The sequence below is a fragment of the Flavimobilis marinus genome, assembly GCF_900113055.1.
Classification (GTDB): domain Bacteria; phylum Actinomycetota; class Actinomycetes; order Actinomycetales; family Cellulomonadaceae; genus Flavimobilis; species Flavimobilis marinus.
Window position 1 is genome coordinate 264,221 of record NZ_FONZ01000001.1, and the last position, 14,631, is coordinate 278,851.

A 14,631-nucleotide genomic window follows, 5' to 3' on the forward strand; every position below is an offset into this window, starting at 1 on the left:
AGGGTGGGCCGGCTCACCGTACCTCGGCGCACGGGTGGATCTGTGCGCTGTTCGGACGGTGGAGCGAGCCTGCGGGTGCGGGCTCCCGGCTAACGAGGGTCCTCGTCGACCTCCCGATCTACATCGTTGAAGAAACGTTCGCACACGGCGTGCGCGTTGGTCAAGACGTGACGGCCACCACTTCTCCATCGATGCAGGAATGTGTCCTTATCGGCGGTGTCGGGTCTCCGCGCGCACCAGTCCGGCCATCCGCAGCACGCGATCCGTCGCACACAGCACACTCCCGCTCGGGCTGCCCGAGCAGGAGTGTGCTCCAGGCGAGGGGTCGGGGACTCGCCGCGCGGGCAGCGTCCCGGTCGACGGGGGCGGTGCCCGTGCGGCATGGTTCGTTCATCGATGTAGATGATCTCACCAGGAGGCCCCCGTGCGCGTGCCGCCCGCCCCGCTGTTCCTCGACCCCGAGCACCACGCGCCGACGGACCCGTGCGTCGTCCGCGGACCCGACGGACCCGGGGGAGCGCAGGTGTGGTGGATGTTCTACACCCAGCGCCGGGTGTACGACGACGGCCCTGGGGTTTCGTGGGTGCACGGCACCGACATCGGGGTGGCGACCTCCGACGACGGCGGGCTGAGCTGGCGCTACCGCGGCGTCGTCGAGAACCTCGACCCCGGCCCCGACGGTCAGCCCGGGCGCAACACCTTCTGGGCGCCCGAGGTCGTGCGGGCCGGCGGGATGTTCCACATGTTCGTGAGCCTCGTGCCCGGCGTGCCGGCGACGTGGGAGGGCCATCGGCGGCACGTCCTGCACCACGTGTCCGAGGATCTCGTCACCTGGGAGCTGCGCGGACGCGTGCCGCTGTCCTCGGATCGCGTGATCGACGCGTGCGTCGCCCGGCACCCCGGCGGCGGGTACCGGCTCTGGTACAAGGACGAGGCCGCCGGGTCACGGACCTACCGCATCGACTCGCTCGACCTCGAGCACTGGGGCGAGCCGCGGGAGGCGGTCGTCGGCCCGCCGCACGAGGGCGCGAACGTCTTTCGGCTCGGAGGCTGGTGGTGGCTGCTGGTCGACGAGTGGCGCGGGCAGGCCGCCTACCGGTCGCGCGACCTCGACGTCTGGGAGCGCGACCGCGTGCTCCTGGACGCGCCCGGAGGGCGCCCGTTCGACCAGGGCGTGGGCAACCACGCCGACGTCGTGGTCGGGCTCGATCCCGACGGGCGGGAGGTCGCGTGGATCTTCTACTTCGTGCACCGCATGTCGCCGTGGACGCAGGCCGGCCGGGACGACGAGGCGGCGTGCGAGCGGGGTGAGCGGGTCTCGCGGACCCGGTTCGCCGCGGTGCAGGTGGCGCAGGCGCGGGTGGTCGACGGGCACCTGGTCTGCGACCGCGACGAGCCGTTCGACCTCGACCTCCGCAGGGCGGTTGACGCTGACGACGGTGTGAGGCACGATACTTCTACAACGATGTAGAAGTTCCGCGCAGGCCCCCGCTGCGTGCGCCCACCGTCCCCAACGAGGAGGACCCCATGATCGACGCCACCCTGTCCCTCGACCCCGCGTTCGTCGTCGGCCCTGTGCGCCGACGCACGTTCGGCTCGTTCGTCGAGCACCTGGGCCGGTGCGTGTACACGGGCATCCACGACCCCGAGCACCCTGACGCCGACGAGGACGGCTTCCGTCCCGACGTCATGGAGCTCACGCGCCAGATGGGTGTGTCGACCGTGCGCTACCCGGGCGGCAACTTCGTCTCGGGGTACCGGTGGGAGGACGGCGTCGGCCCGCGCGACCAGCGGCCCGTCCGCCTGGACCTGGCGTGGCACTCCTCCGACCCGAACCTCGTGGGCGTGGACGAGTTCATGCGCTGGTGCGAGAAGACCGGCGTCGAGCCCATGATGGCGATCAACCTCGGCACCCGCGGCGTGCAGGAGGCGCTCGACCTCCTCGAGTACTGCAACGTCCCCGGCGGCACCCACTTCTCCGACCTGCGCCGCAAGAACGGGCGCGAAGAGCCCTACCGCATCAAGATGTGGTGCCTGGGCAACGAGATGGACGGCCCCTGGCAGATCGGGCACAAGACCGCCCACGAGTACGGCCGCCTCGCCGCCGAGACCGCCCGCGCCATGCGCATGATCGACCCGACCGTCGAGCTCGTCGTGTGCGGGTCCTCGAGCGCGGAGATGGACACGTTCGGCGCCTGGGAGCACACCGTCCTGACCGAGACGTACGAGTTCGTCGACCTGATCTCGGCGCACGCGTACTACTGGGACAAGGACGACGACCTCGGCTCGTTCCTCGCCTCGGCCACCAACATGGACCACTTCATCGAGTCCGTCGCGGCCACGGCCGACGCCGTGCGTGCGGCCGGCAAGCACACCAAGCGCATCAACATCTCGTTCGACGAGTGGAACGTCTGGTACATGGACCGCGCCGAGTCGGTCCCGCCCAAGGGCGACGACTGGCCCGTGGCACCCGTGCTGCTCGAGGACCACTACACGGTGGCCGACGCCGTCGTCGTCGGGAACCTGCTGATCTCGCTGCTGCGTCACACGGACCGGGTGCACTCCGCGAGCCTCGCGCAGCTGGTCAACGTGATCGCGCCGATCATGACCGAGCCGGGCGGCCGGGCGTACAAGCAGACGACGTACTACCCGTTCGAGCAGGCCGCGAAGTTCGCCGCTGGCGACGTCCTGCAGGTCGGCATCGACGCGCCGACGTACGAGACCAAGAAGTACGGCGACGTCTCCACGATCGACGCCGTCGCCACCCGCGACCCCGAGACCGGCGCCGTCACCGTGTTCGCCGTCAACCGCCACCAGGACGAGGCGGCCCAGCTGCGCATCGACCTGCGGACCCTCGGGGACCTCGACCTGGTCGAGGCCACGCAGCTCACGCACGACGACCTCACCTGGCGCACCACGGCCGACGACGACGCCCGCGTCGTCCCGGTCCCGAACGACACCGTGAAGATCGTCGACGGCGTCCTGACCGCGGAGCTGCCCCGCGTGTCCTGGAACGTCCTGCGCCTCGGCTGATGCGTACCCCTGCCGCGCTCGCGGCTCTTCTCGCGCTCGCGCTGTCGGCATGCACCGGCAGCGCGGGCGCGGGACCCGACGCCGACGCGCTCGGCGCCACCGTGATCGAGGCGACCGGGTCCGTGCGCACGCACGACCCGTCCCTCGTGATCGACGACGTCGGCACTCCCGAGACGGCCGACGACGTCTGGTACGTCTACTCGACCGGCAACGGGGCCGTCGGTCGCGGCGCCCCCGAGGTGCGACGATCCATCGACCAGGGGCGCACGTGGGAGTCGCTCGGCACCGCCTGGGGGCCGTCCGACGACCCGTCCTGGGTGCGGGAGATCGTCGTCGGGCTCGACAACTACTGGGCCCCCGAGGTCTACGAGCACGAGGGCACGTACTACCTGTACTGGTCGGGGTCGACCTTCGGCTCGAACACCTCGGTGATCGGGCTGTTCACGAGCCCCACGCTCGACCCCGACGATCCCGCGTACGGCTGGGTCGACCAGGGCGAGGTGTGGCGCTCCGAGGCGAGCTCGCCGTACAACGCGATCGACCCCGCGATCATCACGGACGCCGACGGCACCCCCTGGATGGCCTTCGGGTCGTTCTGGGACGGGCTGTTCGTGCTCGAGCTCGCGTGGCCCGACGGGAAGGTCGTCGGCTACGACCCGGCCGACCCCGCCGATCCCGGTCCGCGTTTCGACCCGGTGCCGATCGCCGACCGTGGCACCGACCCCAACGCGATCGAGGCGGCCTACGTCCTCGAACGTGAGGGCTGGTACTACCTGTTCCACTCGCGCGACGCGTGCTGCAAGGGCACGGGCAGCACCTACAACATCGCCGTGGGTCGCTCCCGCGACGTCGTCGGCCCCTACGTCGACGCCGAGGGCACTGCCCTGCTCGAGGGCGGTGGCACGTCGCTGCTGTTCGACGACCGCGCGATGATCGGCCCCGGCGGCCAGTCGGTCGCCACGACGCCCGACGGCGACGCCGTGCTCGCCTTCCACTTCTACGACGCCGAGCTCGACGGCGACTTCCGGCTCGGTCTGCGCGTCCTCGACTGGACCGACGACGGCTGGCCCGTCGCCCACACCGCCGAACGGCTCGCCGAGCTCGCCGGCTGACCCCTGACCTGGAGCTCCCGATGTCCGATGCATCCGCGCGGTGCGGTCTTGAGCGGATCCTCGGCCCCGTGGGAAACGGGGAGGGACCGTGCGGCGAGAACATCGATCAGTTCCTCGAACTCCGCACCGCTCCGCTCGTCGTCGATCGCGGCGCGGTACCGGCGCAGCTGATCCGGAGCCAGGAGCATAGCCCCGTACCCGGTGACGACGCCCTTGGCAGAGATTTCGAGGTAGTAGCCGATGCCGCCGACAGCCTGGGCTTCGCTGGTCGCACCAGTCCAGAGCTTGTAGGGCGACTTGTCCGTGGAGAACCGCATGTCGCGGTTCGGGCGGAACAAGCGCAGCGGCCCGAACTCGTCGGAGAGTTCGGCGAGCAGCGATCGCATCGGTGTGCGAACGTCGTGTTCGTGGCGGTCCTTGTTCGCCTGCCAGAACGCTTTCGAGTTGTCCGCCTGCAGCTCGGTGAAGAACTCGAAGAGACCCGGCGGAAGGCCCTGGAACGTACTCATTGATGCCCGCCGGTCACAGCCTGGTTGTAGTCCATCGCGATCCCGATCCAGGACGCCAGCTGTTCGTCGTCGCTGGCCGTGTCGGCTGCGACTTCGATCCATCCCGGTCCCATGTCGCGGTTCGGGCCCATCTCCGCCTGCACCGCCCCCGGTCTGCCGAGGAGTTCGTCGTGCTGGTCGGCGTCGACTCGGACGAGAAGGCCGCCGTCTTTCAGGGCGCTGACGATCATCTTCTCGTTCACCATCACGGATCTGCCGCCGAACATGGAGACCTCGCGCACCACTGGTTCGTCAGCGATCAGGGCACGGACGCGTTCGACGAGGACGGCCTGGTCGGGAGTCATGATCTGCCGCCGGTTCAGGCCTGCTCGGGCGGGCCGTAGGAGAGCCGGTCGAAGATGAGTACGCTCTCGGTGATCTTCGCGTCCTTGACGGTGAAGAACTCGGCCGCGGGAGTGGTGGAGGTCGTCGCGGTCTGCGGGTAGTAGAACAGTGCCACGCGGTCTCCGTCGACGAACTCGGCGATGTCGCCGATGCCGGTGAGCATCGGGGCGAAGCCGCCGATGAACCCGCAGTAGGCGTCCTTGCCGTCCAGGTCGACGCCGGGAGCTCGGCAGGTGATGTCGTCGGCGACGTAGCTCATGGCCGTGTCGATGTCGCCACTCGTCCATGCGCGGTGATACTTCTGCACGGTGTCGTACGCGGTTTCCTGGGTCATGGGATTCTCCTTGGTTAGTGCCGCGTTTGCGGCAGGGTTGGTCAGTCCGTGAGTGGCTGCCAGTCGTCGGGCCCGGCGTCTCCGCCGGCTCCGACGACGGCGAGACGGGGCAGGAAGTTCGCCCACCCGTCGGCGTGACCGCGCACCTCGGAGTCGGGCAGATCGGAATGGTGCAGATCGACTCGCGTGCCGCCGCCGATCGGGGTGAGCCGGAACTCGACCTTCGACGCACCCGCCGGCAGGTCCTCACTCCCTGCGAAACCCCAACTCATCACCACGCGGCTCGGGGGCTCGACGTGCAGGTACTCGCCCCGCACGGGGTGTCCAGCTATGTCGACGGCGAACTTGCCTCCGGGCGTCGGGTCGAGGTCGGCGTACTGCCCCATCCAGGCCGTCATGCCGTCGTTGGTGGTCAGATACTCGAACACCGTCTCCGGCGGAGCCTCGATGTCGATGGAGTCTTGGAACTCAGCCACGGGGGTCCCCCTGTCGCGACTCGATGGCGGTCTTGAGGTCGGCCAGTTTTCCCGGCCAGAAATCGTCCAAGTACGAGCGCACCGCCGCCAGCCCATCGGTGTCGACCGCGAACAAATGGCGGGTGCCTTCGCGGGTGCCGACCGTGAGCCCCGCCTTGCGGAGTACCCCGAGATGGTGCGAAGTCGTCTGCTGCGAGAGCCCCACTTCCTCCGCGATCATCCCCACCGGCTGCGGAGCGGAACGGATCACCCGCAGGATCGCACGCCGGTTGCCATCCGCCAGCGCACGTAAGGCCAGGTCAAGGTCAACTATGGCTTCAGCACTCATCGCTGCTCTCCTCGCTCGAACAACCCCACGTTATCACAAACAACCATTTGTACTCATAACTGTTGTTGGAGATGCAGATGACTTGGGGCCAACGTGCGTCACAACCCAGAGATGCGCTACTCCAACCCGCTGCACCTGCGCGCGGGCCACCGCGAGGAGGAGAACGCGCCGTCGCGCCGTACCCCCTGGTACCACTGCGCGTGCTGTCCGCCGAACATCGCGCGCCTGGTCGCGTCGCTGGACACGTACGTCGCCACGGCGAGCGCCGACGAGCTCGCCGTGCACCTGCTCGCAGCCGGGGAGATCGACGTCCCGGCTCACCTGGGCTCGGGCACGCTGTCGATCCAGACGGCGTACCCGGCCGAGGGCGCGCTCGCGCTCCGCCTCGCGGGCACGCTGCGCTCCGGCGCGACCGTCGCCGTCCGGGTCCCCGGCTGGGCCGAGGGCGTCGAGGCCGACGACGACGGCTTCCGCCGCTTCGACGACGCAGCGCTCGCGGGCGGCGTCACGATCACGCTGCCCCATGGACGTCGTCGCCCGCCACGCCCACCCGCGCGCCGACGCCGTCCGCGGCTGCGTCGCGCTCACCCGGGGCCCGCTGGTCTACTGCGTCGAGCAGGCCGACGTCGTCGGGCACTCGGTCGAGGACGTGCGGGTCGCGCCCGACGCGGCGTTCGAGGTCCTGCCCGGCCTGGCGCCGTCGGGCCTGCCTGCGGTGCGTACCCAGGCGAGCGCCGTCGTCGTCGACGTGGCCGAGCCTTACCCGGCGCAGGCCCCCGCGGAGCGGCGCGCGCCTGTGAAGCTCACCGCCGTGCCGTACGCCGACTGGGGCAACCGCGCGCCGGGGCCGATGCGGGTGTGGGTGCCGGTCGCCTGACGGGCGCGCGTCGTCGTGCTGGGGGGTGGCGCCGGTTCAGCGGCCGGAGATCGCGCGGCGCAGCGACCGGAACACCTGCGCGACCGCCCAGGCTGCCCCAGCGGCACCGGCCGTCTTGACGCCCTTCTTGGCGAACCGGCGCTTGCCGCGGAACTCGCGGATGGGCCAGCCCACGTCCTTGGCGTGCCGGCGCAGGCGCGCCTCGGGGTTGATCGCGCACGGGTGGCCAACCGTGCTGAGGATCGGGATGTCGTTCTCGGAGTCCCCGTACGCGTAGGAGTGCGCCAGGTCGAGGTCGAGGCGCTGGGCGAGCTCGAGGGCGCCGGCGGCCTTGCTCTCGCCGTGCATCATCTCGCCGACCATCCGGCCGGTGTAGACGCCGTCCTTGTGCTCCGCGATCGTGCCGAGCGAGCCGGTCGCGCCCAGGCGGCGGGCGATCAGGTCCCCGATCTCGATGGGCGTGGCGGTGATCAGCCACACCTGGTGCCCCGCGGAGAGGTGGGCGTCGAGGATCTTCTGGGTGCCGGGGAAGATCCGCAGCGACAGCACCTGGTCGTAGACCTCTTCGCCGATCGCGGTGACCTCCGCGACGGTGTGGCCCTTGATGATGTTGAGCGCACGCTGGCGGATCGAGTTGATCTGCTCCTTGTCCTCGCCGAACACGACGTAGCGCCACTGGTGCCAGGCGCCGATCACGAGGTCGCGGATGGAGAAGAAGCCGCGGTTGTAGAGCCCGCGCGCGAGGTGGAACGCGCTGGCGCCGCGGATGATCGTGTTGTCGACGTCGAAGAACGCGGCGATGCGCTCCGGCGGGATGCCCGCGTGCTCGACCGGGCTGGCCAGGATGTCGGACGGGTGGATCTTCTCCGGCTCGAGCGGCTGGGGCTCGGCGGCCTGGTCCTCGGGGGAGTGTTCCTCGGTACCGCTCTGCTCTGGCGCCATGGCGTCCACTCTAACGAGCCTGCCTAAGGTTGCCTCATGAACGAGGTGGTCGAGAGCTCTGGGGCGGCGGGTCCGGCCGACGCGCGGGTCGTGCTGCTCGTGCGGGCGGGTTGCCACCTGTGCGACGACGCCCGCGAGGTCGTCGCGACGGTCTGCGGGGAGCGAGGTGTGGCGTGGCGGGAGACGGACGTCGACGCCGACCCGGCCCTGCTCGCGCAGTTCTCGGAATACGTCCCGGTCCTCCTGGTCGACGGTGTCCAGCAGGCCTTCTGGCGCATCCCCCCGGCCCGCCTGGCGAAAGCCCTAGAACCACGTTGAGTGCATGATCTTGGCGGTGTCTCGAGCCTCCGAGACCGCCAAAACCATGCACTCAACGCTGGTGTGGGGTGGTGCGGGGTGGTGCGGTGTGGTCAGGCCTGCTTGATGGCCGAGATATCCAGCGAGATGGTGACCTTGTCGCCCACCAGGACGCCGCCGGCCTCGAGGGCCGCGTTCCAGGTGATGCCCCACTCCTTGCGGGAGATGGTCGTGGTGCCCTCGAAGGCCGCGCGCGGGTTGCCGAACGCGTCGACGGCGGAGCCCGTGTAGTCGACCGTGAGCTCGACCGGCTTGGTCACGCCCGCGATGGTCAGGTCGCCGGTGACGGCGAAGTCTTCGCCAGCCTTGACCGACGTCGTGGTGAAGGTCCAGGTCGGGTTGGTCTCGGTGGAGAAGAAGTCGGCGCTCTGGAGGTGACCGTCGCGGTTGGCGTCGCCCGTGGAGATACCGGTCGCGTCGAGCTCGGCGGTCACGGTGGAGGACTCGACGTCCTCGCCCACGACGATCGAGCCCGAGTTGATCGGGACGGTGCCGCGGACCTTGGAGATGCCGGCGTGGCGGACGGAGAACGAGGCCTGGCTGTGGCTCGGGTCGATCTCGTAGGTGGCGGGGACGAGGCCCTCGGGAAGTGCAGTCATGGTGTCTCCTTGGATCGTCGGTGCGTGAGTGTGCTGGTCTCTCGAGCGCCGCGGCGTCGAGAAGCGTTTAGTTGAATCTTGCACTAGATTAGGCACAGGGCGGTCCCGTTGGCAACACTTGTCAGGTGGTGGGACCTCCCACGGCGACGAGGAGGACCGATGACGAGCGACACGACGACCGAGCGGGCGACCCGCGACGGCGCCCCGACCCGGTGGCTGAGCGAGCGCGAGTACGGTGCGTGGCGGGCCTACATCGACGGTAGTGCGCGCGTCACAGAGGCGCTCGCGCGCCAGCTCGAGCAGCACACCGAGCTCACGCTCAGCGAGTACGAGGTGCTCGTCCGCCTGTCCGAGTCGGAGGACTGGACGCTGCGGATGTCCGAGATCGCCGACGAGCTCGCCCACTCCCGCAGCCGCGTCACCCACGCCGTCCGCCGCATGGAAGCACGCGGCCTCGTCCGCCGCGTCGCGTGCGCCAAGGACGGCCGCGGCGTCAACTGCGTGATGACCCAGCGCGGCTTCGACGAGCTCTCCCAGTCCGCTCCCGGGCACGTCGCCGCGGTGCGCAAGGTGCTGATCGACGTGCTCGACCCCGCCGAGCTCGACCAGCTCGGCGCAATGATGTCCCGCATCTCCGACGCCGCGCGGGCAGCGGCGGCCGGGTGCGCCGACGAGACGTGACGCGTCTGACGCCGTCGGCCGCCCGCGCAGGGTCCGGACACCCAGGGAAGTTTGGGACACTGGTCCCATGGCCATGACCACTGTTCACCTGATGCGGCACGGCGAGGTCCACAACCCGGACGGCGTCCTCTACGGACGGATCCCCGGCTACCACCTCTCCGAGCTCGGCCACACCATGGCCCAGCGGGTCGCGACGTTCTTCGCCGAGGGCGACCACGACATCGCCCGCGTGATCGCCTCGCCGCTGCAGCGTGCGCAGGAGACCGCCACCCCGATCGCCGGTGCGCTCGAGCTCGAGCTGGGCACCGACGAGCGCCTCATCGAGGCCTCCAACTACTTCGAGGGCAAGACGTTCGGCGTCGGCGACGGGTCGCTGCGCCGCCCGCAGCACTGGCCCCGCCTGATCAACCCGTGGCGCCCGTCCTGGGGCGAGCCGTACGTCGAGCAGGCCGCCCGCATGCGCGCGGCGATCGACGACGCCCGCCGGTCCGTCGAGGGCCGCGAGGTCGTGCTCGTCTCGCACCAGCTGCCCATCTGGATCACCCGGCTGTCCTACGAGAACCGCCGGTTCCTGCACGACCCGCGCAAGCGCGAGTGCTCGCTGGCGTCGGTGACGTCGCTGCGGTTCGACGGGGACCGCTTCGTCGGGCTGCACTACCAGGAGCCCGTCGCCGACCTCCTGCCCGGCGCGAACAAGGTTGCCGGAGCCTGACGTGAGCCCTGTGCCTGCTCGCCTGCGCCGCGGCGTCGCCGTCGTCGGTGCGCTCGTCCTGCTCGCCGGCTGCTCGTCGACCGCGCAGGAGGGGCCCGTTGACGTCGTCGACCAGGGCTACCAGTCCGGTGACGGCAGCGTGCGCACCTGGCCCGCCGACGACCGCGGCGAGGCCCTCGACCTCAGCGGCACGACGTACGACGACGCGGAGGTCGACCTCGCGGACTGGCGCGGCGACGTCGTCGTGCTCAACACGTGGTTCGCGGCGTGCCCGCCGTGCCGCGCGGAGGCACCCCTGCTGGTCGACATCGCGACGCAGGGGGAGGCCGACGGCGTGCACGTCCTCGGCATCAACCGCACCGACGACGCCGGAGCCGCCCTGGCCTTCGAGCGCACCTACGACGTGCCCTACCCCTCGATCGACGACCGCTCGGGCCAGGCCACGAGCGCCCTCGAGGGCGTCGTCCCGGTCCAGGCGACGCCGACGACGGTCGTGCTCGACAAGCAGGGCCGCGTCGCCGCGCGGGTGCTCGGGACGCTTGACGAGTCGACCATCACGACGATCATCGACGACGTCCGAGCCGAGCCTGCGGCGGGCAGCGGTGCCTGAGACCCTGGCGCTCGGTGCCGTCGTGCTCGCCGACGCGGGCACGACGGTCTTCAGCGGCTCCATGCTGCTGGCGATCCCGCTCGCGCTGCTCGCCGGCGTCGTGTCCTTCGCCTCCCCGTGCGTCCTGCCCCTCGTGCCCGGCTACGTCGGGTACGTCTCGGGCATGGCCGCGGGCTCGACGACGCTGGGCCGCGGCTCGATCGTCGGCGGCGGTGCCGGAGGCGGCGTCCGGACCGAGCCCCGCACCTTTGTGCCCCGCACCTCCGCCCAGCGCGCGCCCGGGCGCGGCCGCGTGCTCGCCGGGGTTGGTCTCTTCGTGGCCGGGTTCACGGTCGTCTTCGTCACCTACGGCGTGCTGTTCGGGACGGTCGGCGGGATGCTCCGCGACAGCCAGGAGACGATCACCCGCGTCCTCGGTGTCGTGGTGATCGCGATGGGGCTGGCGTTCCTCGGCCTGGTGGGCCCGCTGCAGCGCGAGAAGCGCATGCACATGGCTCCGCGCGCCGGGCTGTGGGGCGCTCCGCTGCTCGGCTTCGTGTTCGGCCTCGGGTGGACCCCCTGCATGGGACCCACGCTCGTCGCGATCAACGCCCTCGCCCTCGACCAGGGCACCGCAGCCCGCGGGGCCGTGCTCGCGGTCGTGTACTGCGTCGGTCTCGGGGTGCCGTTCCTGCTGATCGCCCTGGGCCTGGAGTCGTCGCGCACGATGCTCGCGTTCCTCAAGCGCCACCGCCTCGCCGTGATGCGCGTGGGCGGCGGCATGCTCGTCGTCGTCGGGCTCGCGCTCGTGACCGGCCTCTGGGCGAGCTGGACCCAGTCGCTCGCCGGGCTGATCGCCGGGTTCGAGCCGGTCCTGTGAGCGTCGACGGCCAGCGCGAGGCGCGCTCCTACCGACCCGAGGGCATCGACGACGCCTTCACCGGTGATTCTCAGCGGCCCGTCCTGCCGACCCTCGGCGCGCGCGGCTGGCTGCGCTGGACGTGGCGCCAGCTGACCTCGATGCGCGTCGCCCTGCTGCTGCTCATGCTGCTGGCCGTCGCGGCCGTCCCCGGCTCGACGTTCCCCCAGCTCGACCAGGACCCCGCCGCCGTCGCCCAGTACCTCGACGAGAACCCGACGTGGGGGCCGTGGCTCGACCGCCTTGGGCTCTTCACCGTGTACTCCTCGGTCTGGTTCTCCGCGATCTACCTCCTGCTGTTCGTCTCCCTGATCGGGTGCATCGTGCCGCGCCTGCAGGCGCACCTCGGTGCGCTGCGGGCGCGCCCGCCGCGGACCCCGCGCCGCTTCGCGCGCTTCCCCGCGCAGGCGAACCGCGCCTACGCCGCCGACGTCACCCCCGCCCAGGTGGTCGACGACGTCGCGGCCCACCTGCGTCGTCGGACGCTGGGGCTGCCCGCGTTCCGGGTGGTGCGCGACGTCGAGGACGGGGGTCGCGAGACGGTCGCCGGGGAGCGCGGGTACCTGCGCGAGACCGGCAACATCGTGTTCCACCTGTCCCTGGTCGGGCTGCTGGTCGCCGTCGGGATCGGCCAGGCGCTCGAGTACCGCGGGCAGGCGATCGTCACGCAGGGCCGCGGCTTCGCGAACTCGGTGAGCGGGTACGACACCTTCTCCTCGGGCACCCTCTTCGAGGCCGACTCGCTGCACCCGTTCACCATGGTGCTCGACCAGTTCGAGGCGCAGTTCAGCCTCGACGAGCAGGCCCGCGCCCAGGACTTCACGGCGTTCGTCACCATCACGGAGCCGGGGGAGCCGGCACGGCCCGAGACGATCAAGGTCAACCACCCGCTGCAGGTCGGCGGCGCCAAGGTCTACCTGCAGGGCAACGGGTACGCCCCCCAGGTAACGGTGCGGGACGCCGCGGGCGAGGTCGCCTTCGCCGGCACCGTGCCGTTCATCCCGGAGGACGGCGTCTACACCTCCCGCGGGGTCATCAAGGTGCCCGACGTCTCGACCGGCGAGCAGATCGGACTGGTCGGCTACCTGCTCCCGACGGCGCAGGCGGCGGAGGGCGGCGTGCGGTCGATCCACCCTGAGCCGTACAACCCGCTGCTCGTCCTGACCGTGTGGAGCGGGGACCTGGGGCTCGACGACGGCGTGCCCCAGAACGTGTACGAGCTCGACACCTCCGGCATGACGCAGAGCGTCGACGACGCCGGTCCCGTGACGCTGCTGATCGCCCCCGGGGAGACGGTCGAGCTCCCGGACGGTCTGGGCACGATCGAGCTCGCGGACCTGCCGCGGTTCGTCGCGCTCGACCTGCGCCACGACCCGGCACTGGCGTGGATCCTCGTGTTCTCCCTGACCGCGCTCGGTGGCCTCGCGCTGTCGCTCTTCACGCCGCGGCGCCGGGTGTGGGCGCGGGCCTGGACCGAGGACGGGCCGGCGGGCCGCCGTACAGTGGTCGAGGTGGCGGGTCTCGCGCGGCACGACGACGTCGGGCTGCAGGCGGAGGTCGACGCCGCGCTCGACGCGGCCCGGTACCCGGCTCTGACTGCGGACGCAGACGCGGACGGCATCGATGCGGACGACGCGGACGGCATGGACGCGGACCACACGACAGCACATGACGACGTAGACGGCGCCCCCCACGCGGGCCGCTCGGAAGAAGGACAGGTCGATGGAACTCGGTGACATCAGCGACATCCTCGTGTGGGCGGCAGCGACCTCCTACACGATCGCGATGATCGCGTTCGCGCTCGACATGGCCCGGCAGTCGGGCCGATCGCTCGAGCAGAAGGAGCGCGCGCTCGTCGGGGCAGGCGCGCCCGCGGAGGCGACGGTCGCCCCGGCCCTCGGGCACGTCGAGCCCCGCCGCAACGTCGTCGGCATCGCGCTGTCCACGTCGTGGCTCGGGCTCGCCCTCCACCTCGCGGCCGTGGTCGCGCGGGGAATCGCCGCCGGGCGTGCGCCGTGGGCCAACATGTACGAGTTCACGCTCGTGGGCGCGCTGATCGCGATGGGCGTGTTCCTCGTGGTGCAGCTGCGGCGGGACTTCCGGTTCGTCGGCGTCGTCGTCACGGGCCTGAGCGTCTCGGCGCTGATGGTCGCGCTGAACGCCTTCCACGTCGAGGCGGCCGGCGTCGAGCCGGCGCTGCAGAGCTACTGGCTGGTCATCCACGTCGGCGTCGCCGTCGGCGCGACGGGCGTGTTCGCGGTCGCGTTCGCCGTGAGCGTCGTGCAGCTGCTCAAGGACTCACGGGACTCTGGTTCACCGCTGCTCAACGGCCAGGCCACCGGACCGCTCGCGCGCGTCCTGGGCCGGCCGCGGCAGTGGGCGTGGCTCGACACCGTCCCGACGCCCAACGCCCTCGAGGCGCTGAGCTTCCGCATCAACGCGTTCGCCTTCGTGCTGTGGACCTTCACGCTGATCGGCGGCTCGATCTGGGCCGAGAACGCGTGGGGCCGGTACTGGGGCTGGGACCCCAAGGAGGTCTGGTCGTTCGTCGTCTGGGTCGTCTACGCGGCCTACCTGCACGCGCGCACCACTCGCGGCTGGGCCGGTCGCCGCGCCGCGTGGTTCGTGGTGGTGGGCTTCGCGTGCGTGCTGTTCAACTTCACGGGCGTCAATCTGCTGTTCAGCGGCAAGCACGCGTACTCGGGCATCTGACCGCCGTCAGACCGTCAGGCCTGAAGAATGGGCGCCATCCGTCGTGGAAGACGACGGACGGCGCCCA

18 protein-coding genes and 1 pseudogene are annotated in these 14,631 nt (G+C 70.8%); 12 read left to right on the top strand and 7 right to left on the bottom strand.

Translation table 11 applies throughout. From position 1 onward, the window contains the following. Nucleotides 1-424: 424 nt before the first annotated feature. Genes BMZ30_RS01210 through BMZ30_RS01220 form a run of 3 tightly spaced genes read left to right on the top strand, consistent with a single transcriptional unit; the run spans nt 425 to nt 4,145 of the window. The gene (locus BMZ30_RS01210) at nt 425-1,471 is read left to right on the top strand and encodes a glycoside hydrolase family protein (protein ID WP_093374317.1); all 1,047 of its coding nucleotides are present in this window, start codon (nt 425-427) and stop codon (nt 1,469-1,471) included. Nucleotides 1,472-1,527: 56 nt separating this feature from the next. Further along, complete coding sequence (arfA, locus tag BMZ30_RS01215) at nt 1,528-3,033, top strand: arabinosylfuranosidase ArfA (protein ID WP_093374319.1); 1,506 nt, start codon at nt 1,528-1,530, stop codon at nt 3,031-3,033. Then, nucleotides 3,033-4,145 (top strand): arabinan endo-1,5-alpha-L-arabinosidase, encoded by a 1,113-nt coding sequence (locus tag BMZ30_RS01220; protein ID WP_093374321.1) that lies wholly within the window; start codon nt 3,033-3,035, stop codon nt 4,143-4,145. Before arfA ends, BMZ30_RS01220 begins: the two co-directional genes overlap by 1 nt. Here the strand turns inward: BMZ30_RS01220 and BMZ30_RS01225 are convergent. Genes BMZ30_RS01225 through BMZ30_RS01245 form a run of 5 tightly spaced genes read right to left on the bottom strand, consistent with a single transcriptional unit; the run spans nt 4,031 to nt 6,176 of the window. After that, nucleotides 4,031-4,654 (bottom strand): DUF2461 domain-containing protein, encoded by a 624-nt coding sequence (locus BMZ30_RS01225; protein ID WP_093374323.1) that lies wholly within the window; start codon nt 4,652-4,654, stop codon nt 4,031-4,033. The two genes, BMZ30_RS01220 and BMZ30_RS01225, sit on opposite strands and share 115 nt — an antisense overlap. Further along, on the bottom strand, nt 4,651-4,998 hold the full coding sequence (locus BMZ30_RS01230; protein WP_093374325.1) for a TfoX/Sxy family protein: 348 nt from the start codon (nt 4,996-4,998) through the stop codon (nt 4,651-4,653). The genes BMZ30_RS01225 and BMZ30_RS01230 overlap by 4 nt, the downstream gene beginning before the upstream one ends. Nucleotides 4,999-5,012: 14 nt before the next feature. Beyond that, complete coding sequence (locus BMZ30_RS01235; RefSeq protein ID WP_093374327.1) at nt 5,013-5,372, bottom strand: nuclear transport factor 2 family protein; 360 nt, start codon at nt 5,370-5,372, stop codon at nt 5,013-5,015. 41 nt (nt 5,373-5,413) lie between these two features. Further along, on the bottom strand, nt 5,414-5,848 hold the full coding sequence (locus BMZ30_RS01240; RefSeq protein WP_093374329.1) for an SRPBCC family protein: 435 nt from the start codon (nt 5,846-5,848) through the stop codon (nt 5,414-5,416). Further along, nucleotides 5,841-6,176: an ArsR/SmtB family transcription factor gene (locus tag BMZ30_RS01245; protein WP_093374331.1), complete on the bottom strand. Its 336-nt coding sequence runs from the start codon at nt 6,174-6,176 to the stop codon at nt 5,841-5,843. Before BMZ30_RS01245 ends, BMZ30_RS01240 begins: the two co-directional genes overlap by 8 nt. 111 nt (nt 6,177-6,287) lie before the next feature. On the opposite strand from BMZ30_RS01245, the pseudogene BMZ30_RS13975 reads away from it, so the two are divergent. After that, nucleotides 6,288-6,407 (top strand): annotated as a pseudogene (locus tag BMZ30_RS13975) (beta-L-arabinofuranosidase domain-containing protein); the annotation flags it as partial. 292 nt (nt 6,408-6,699) lie between these two features. Continuing rightward, nucleotides 6,700-7,053 (top strand): hypothetical protein, encoded by a 354-nt coding sequence (locus BMZ30_RS13880; protein ID WP_229828347.1) that lies wholly within the window; start codon nt 6,700-6,702, stop codon nt 7,051-7,053. Nucleotides 7,054-7,089: 36 nt separating this feature from the next. Here BMZ30_RS13880 and BMZ30_RS01255 read toward each other — a convergent pair whose 3' ends face one another. Continuing rightward, entirely contained in the window at nt 7,090-7,995 is a 906-nt protein-coding gene (locus BMZ30_RS01255) for an HAD family hydrolase (protein ID WP_093374335.1), read from the bottom strand. Between the two features lie 36 nt (nt 7,996-8,031). On the opposite strand from BMZ30_RS01255, the gene BMZ30_RS01260 reads away from it, so the two are divergent. Beyond that, on the top strand, nt 8,032-8,313 hold the full coding sequence (locus tag BMZ30_RS01260; protein ID WP_093374337.1) for a glutaredoxin family protein: 282 nt from the start codon (nt 8,032-8,034) through the stop codon (nt 8,311-8,313). A 92-nt stretch (nt 8,314-8,405) separates the two neighbouring features. Here BMZ30_RS01260 and BMZ30_RS01265 read toward each other — a convergent pair whose 3' ends face one another. After that, nucleotides 8,406-8,951 carry a YceI family protein gene (locus BMZ30_RS01265; RefSeq protein ID WP_093374339.1) on the bottom strand — a complete coding sequence of 182 codons (546 nt, stop codon included), beginning with the start codon at nt 8,949-8,951 and terminating at the stop codon, nt 8,406-8,408. Between the two features lie 159 nt (nt 8,952-9,110). Here BMZ30_RS01265 and BMZ30_RS01270 point away from each other — a divergent pair, with 159 nt between their 5' ends. The 6 genes from BMZ30_RS01270 (at nt 9,111) to ccsB (ending at nt 14,564) form a co-directional block, all read left to right on the top strand. Further along, on the top strand, nt 9,111-9,632 hold the full coding sequence (locus tag BMZ30_RS01270; RefSeq protein WP_093374341.1) for a MarR family winged helix-turn-helix transcriptional regulator: 522 nt from the start codon (nt 9,111-9,113) through the stop codon (nt 9,630-9,632). A gap of 67 nt (nt 9,633-9,699) precedes the next feature. Further along, the gene (locus tag BMZ30_RS01275; protein ID WP_093374343.1) at nt 9,700-10,344 is read left to right on the top strand and encodes a histidine phosphatase family protein; all 645 of its coding nucleotides are present in this window, start codon (nt 9,700-9,702) and stop codon (nt 10,342-10,344) included. 1 nt (nt 10,345) lies between these two features. Then, nucleotides 10,346-10,954 carry a TlpA family protein disulfide reductase gene (locus tag BMZ30_RS01280; RefSeq protein ID WP_229828346.1) on the top strand — a complete coding sequence of 203 codons (609 nt, stop codon included), beginning with the start codon at nt 10,346-10,348 and terminating at the stop codon, nt 10,952-10,954. Continuing rightward, nucleotides 10,947-11,813, top strand: coding sequence for a cytochrome c biogenesis CcdA family protein (locus BMZ30_RS01285; protein ID WP_373296814.1), 867 nt, complete (start codon nt 10,947-10,949; stop codon nt 11,811-11,813). The genes BMZ30_RS01280 and BMZ30_RS01285 overlap by 8 nt, the downstream gene beginning before the upstream one ends. Further along, complete coding sequence (gene resB, locus BMZ30_RS01290; protein ID WP_093374345.1) at nt 11,810-13,588, top strand: cytochrome c biogenesis protein ResB; 1,779 nt, start codon at nt 11,810-11,812, stop codon at nt 13,586-13,588. The genes BMZ30_RS01285 and resB overlap by 4 nt, the downstream gene beginning before the upstream one ends. Further along, a complete protein-coding gene (gene ccsB / locus BMZ30_RS01295) occupies nt 13,575-14,564 on the top strand; it encodes a c-type cytochrome biogenesis protein CcsB (protein ID WP_093374347.1) in 990 nt (329 codons plus the stop codon). The genes resB and ccsB overlap by 14 nt, the downstream gene beginning before the upstream one ends. The last annotated feature ends 67 nt before the right edge of the window (nt 14,565-14,631 follow it).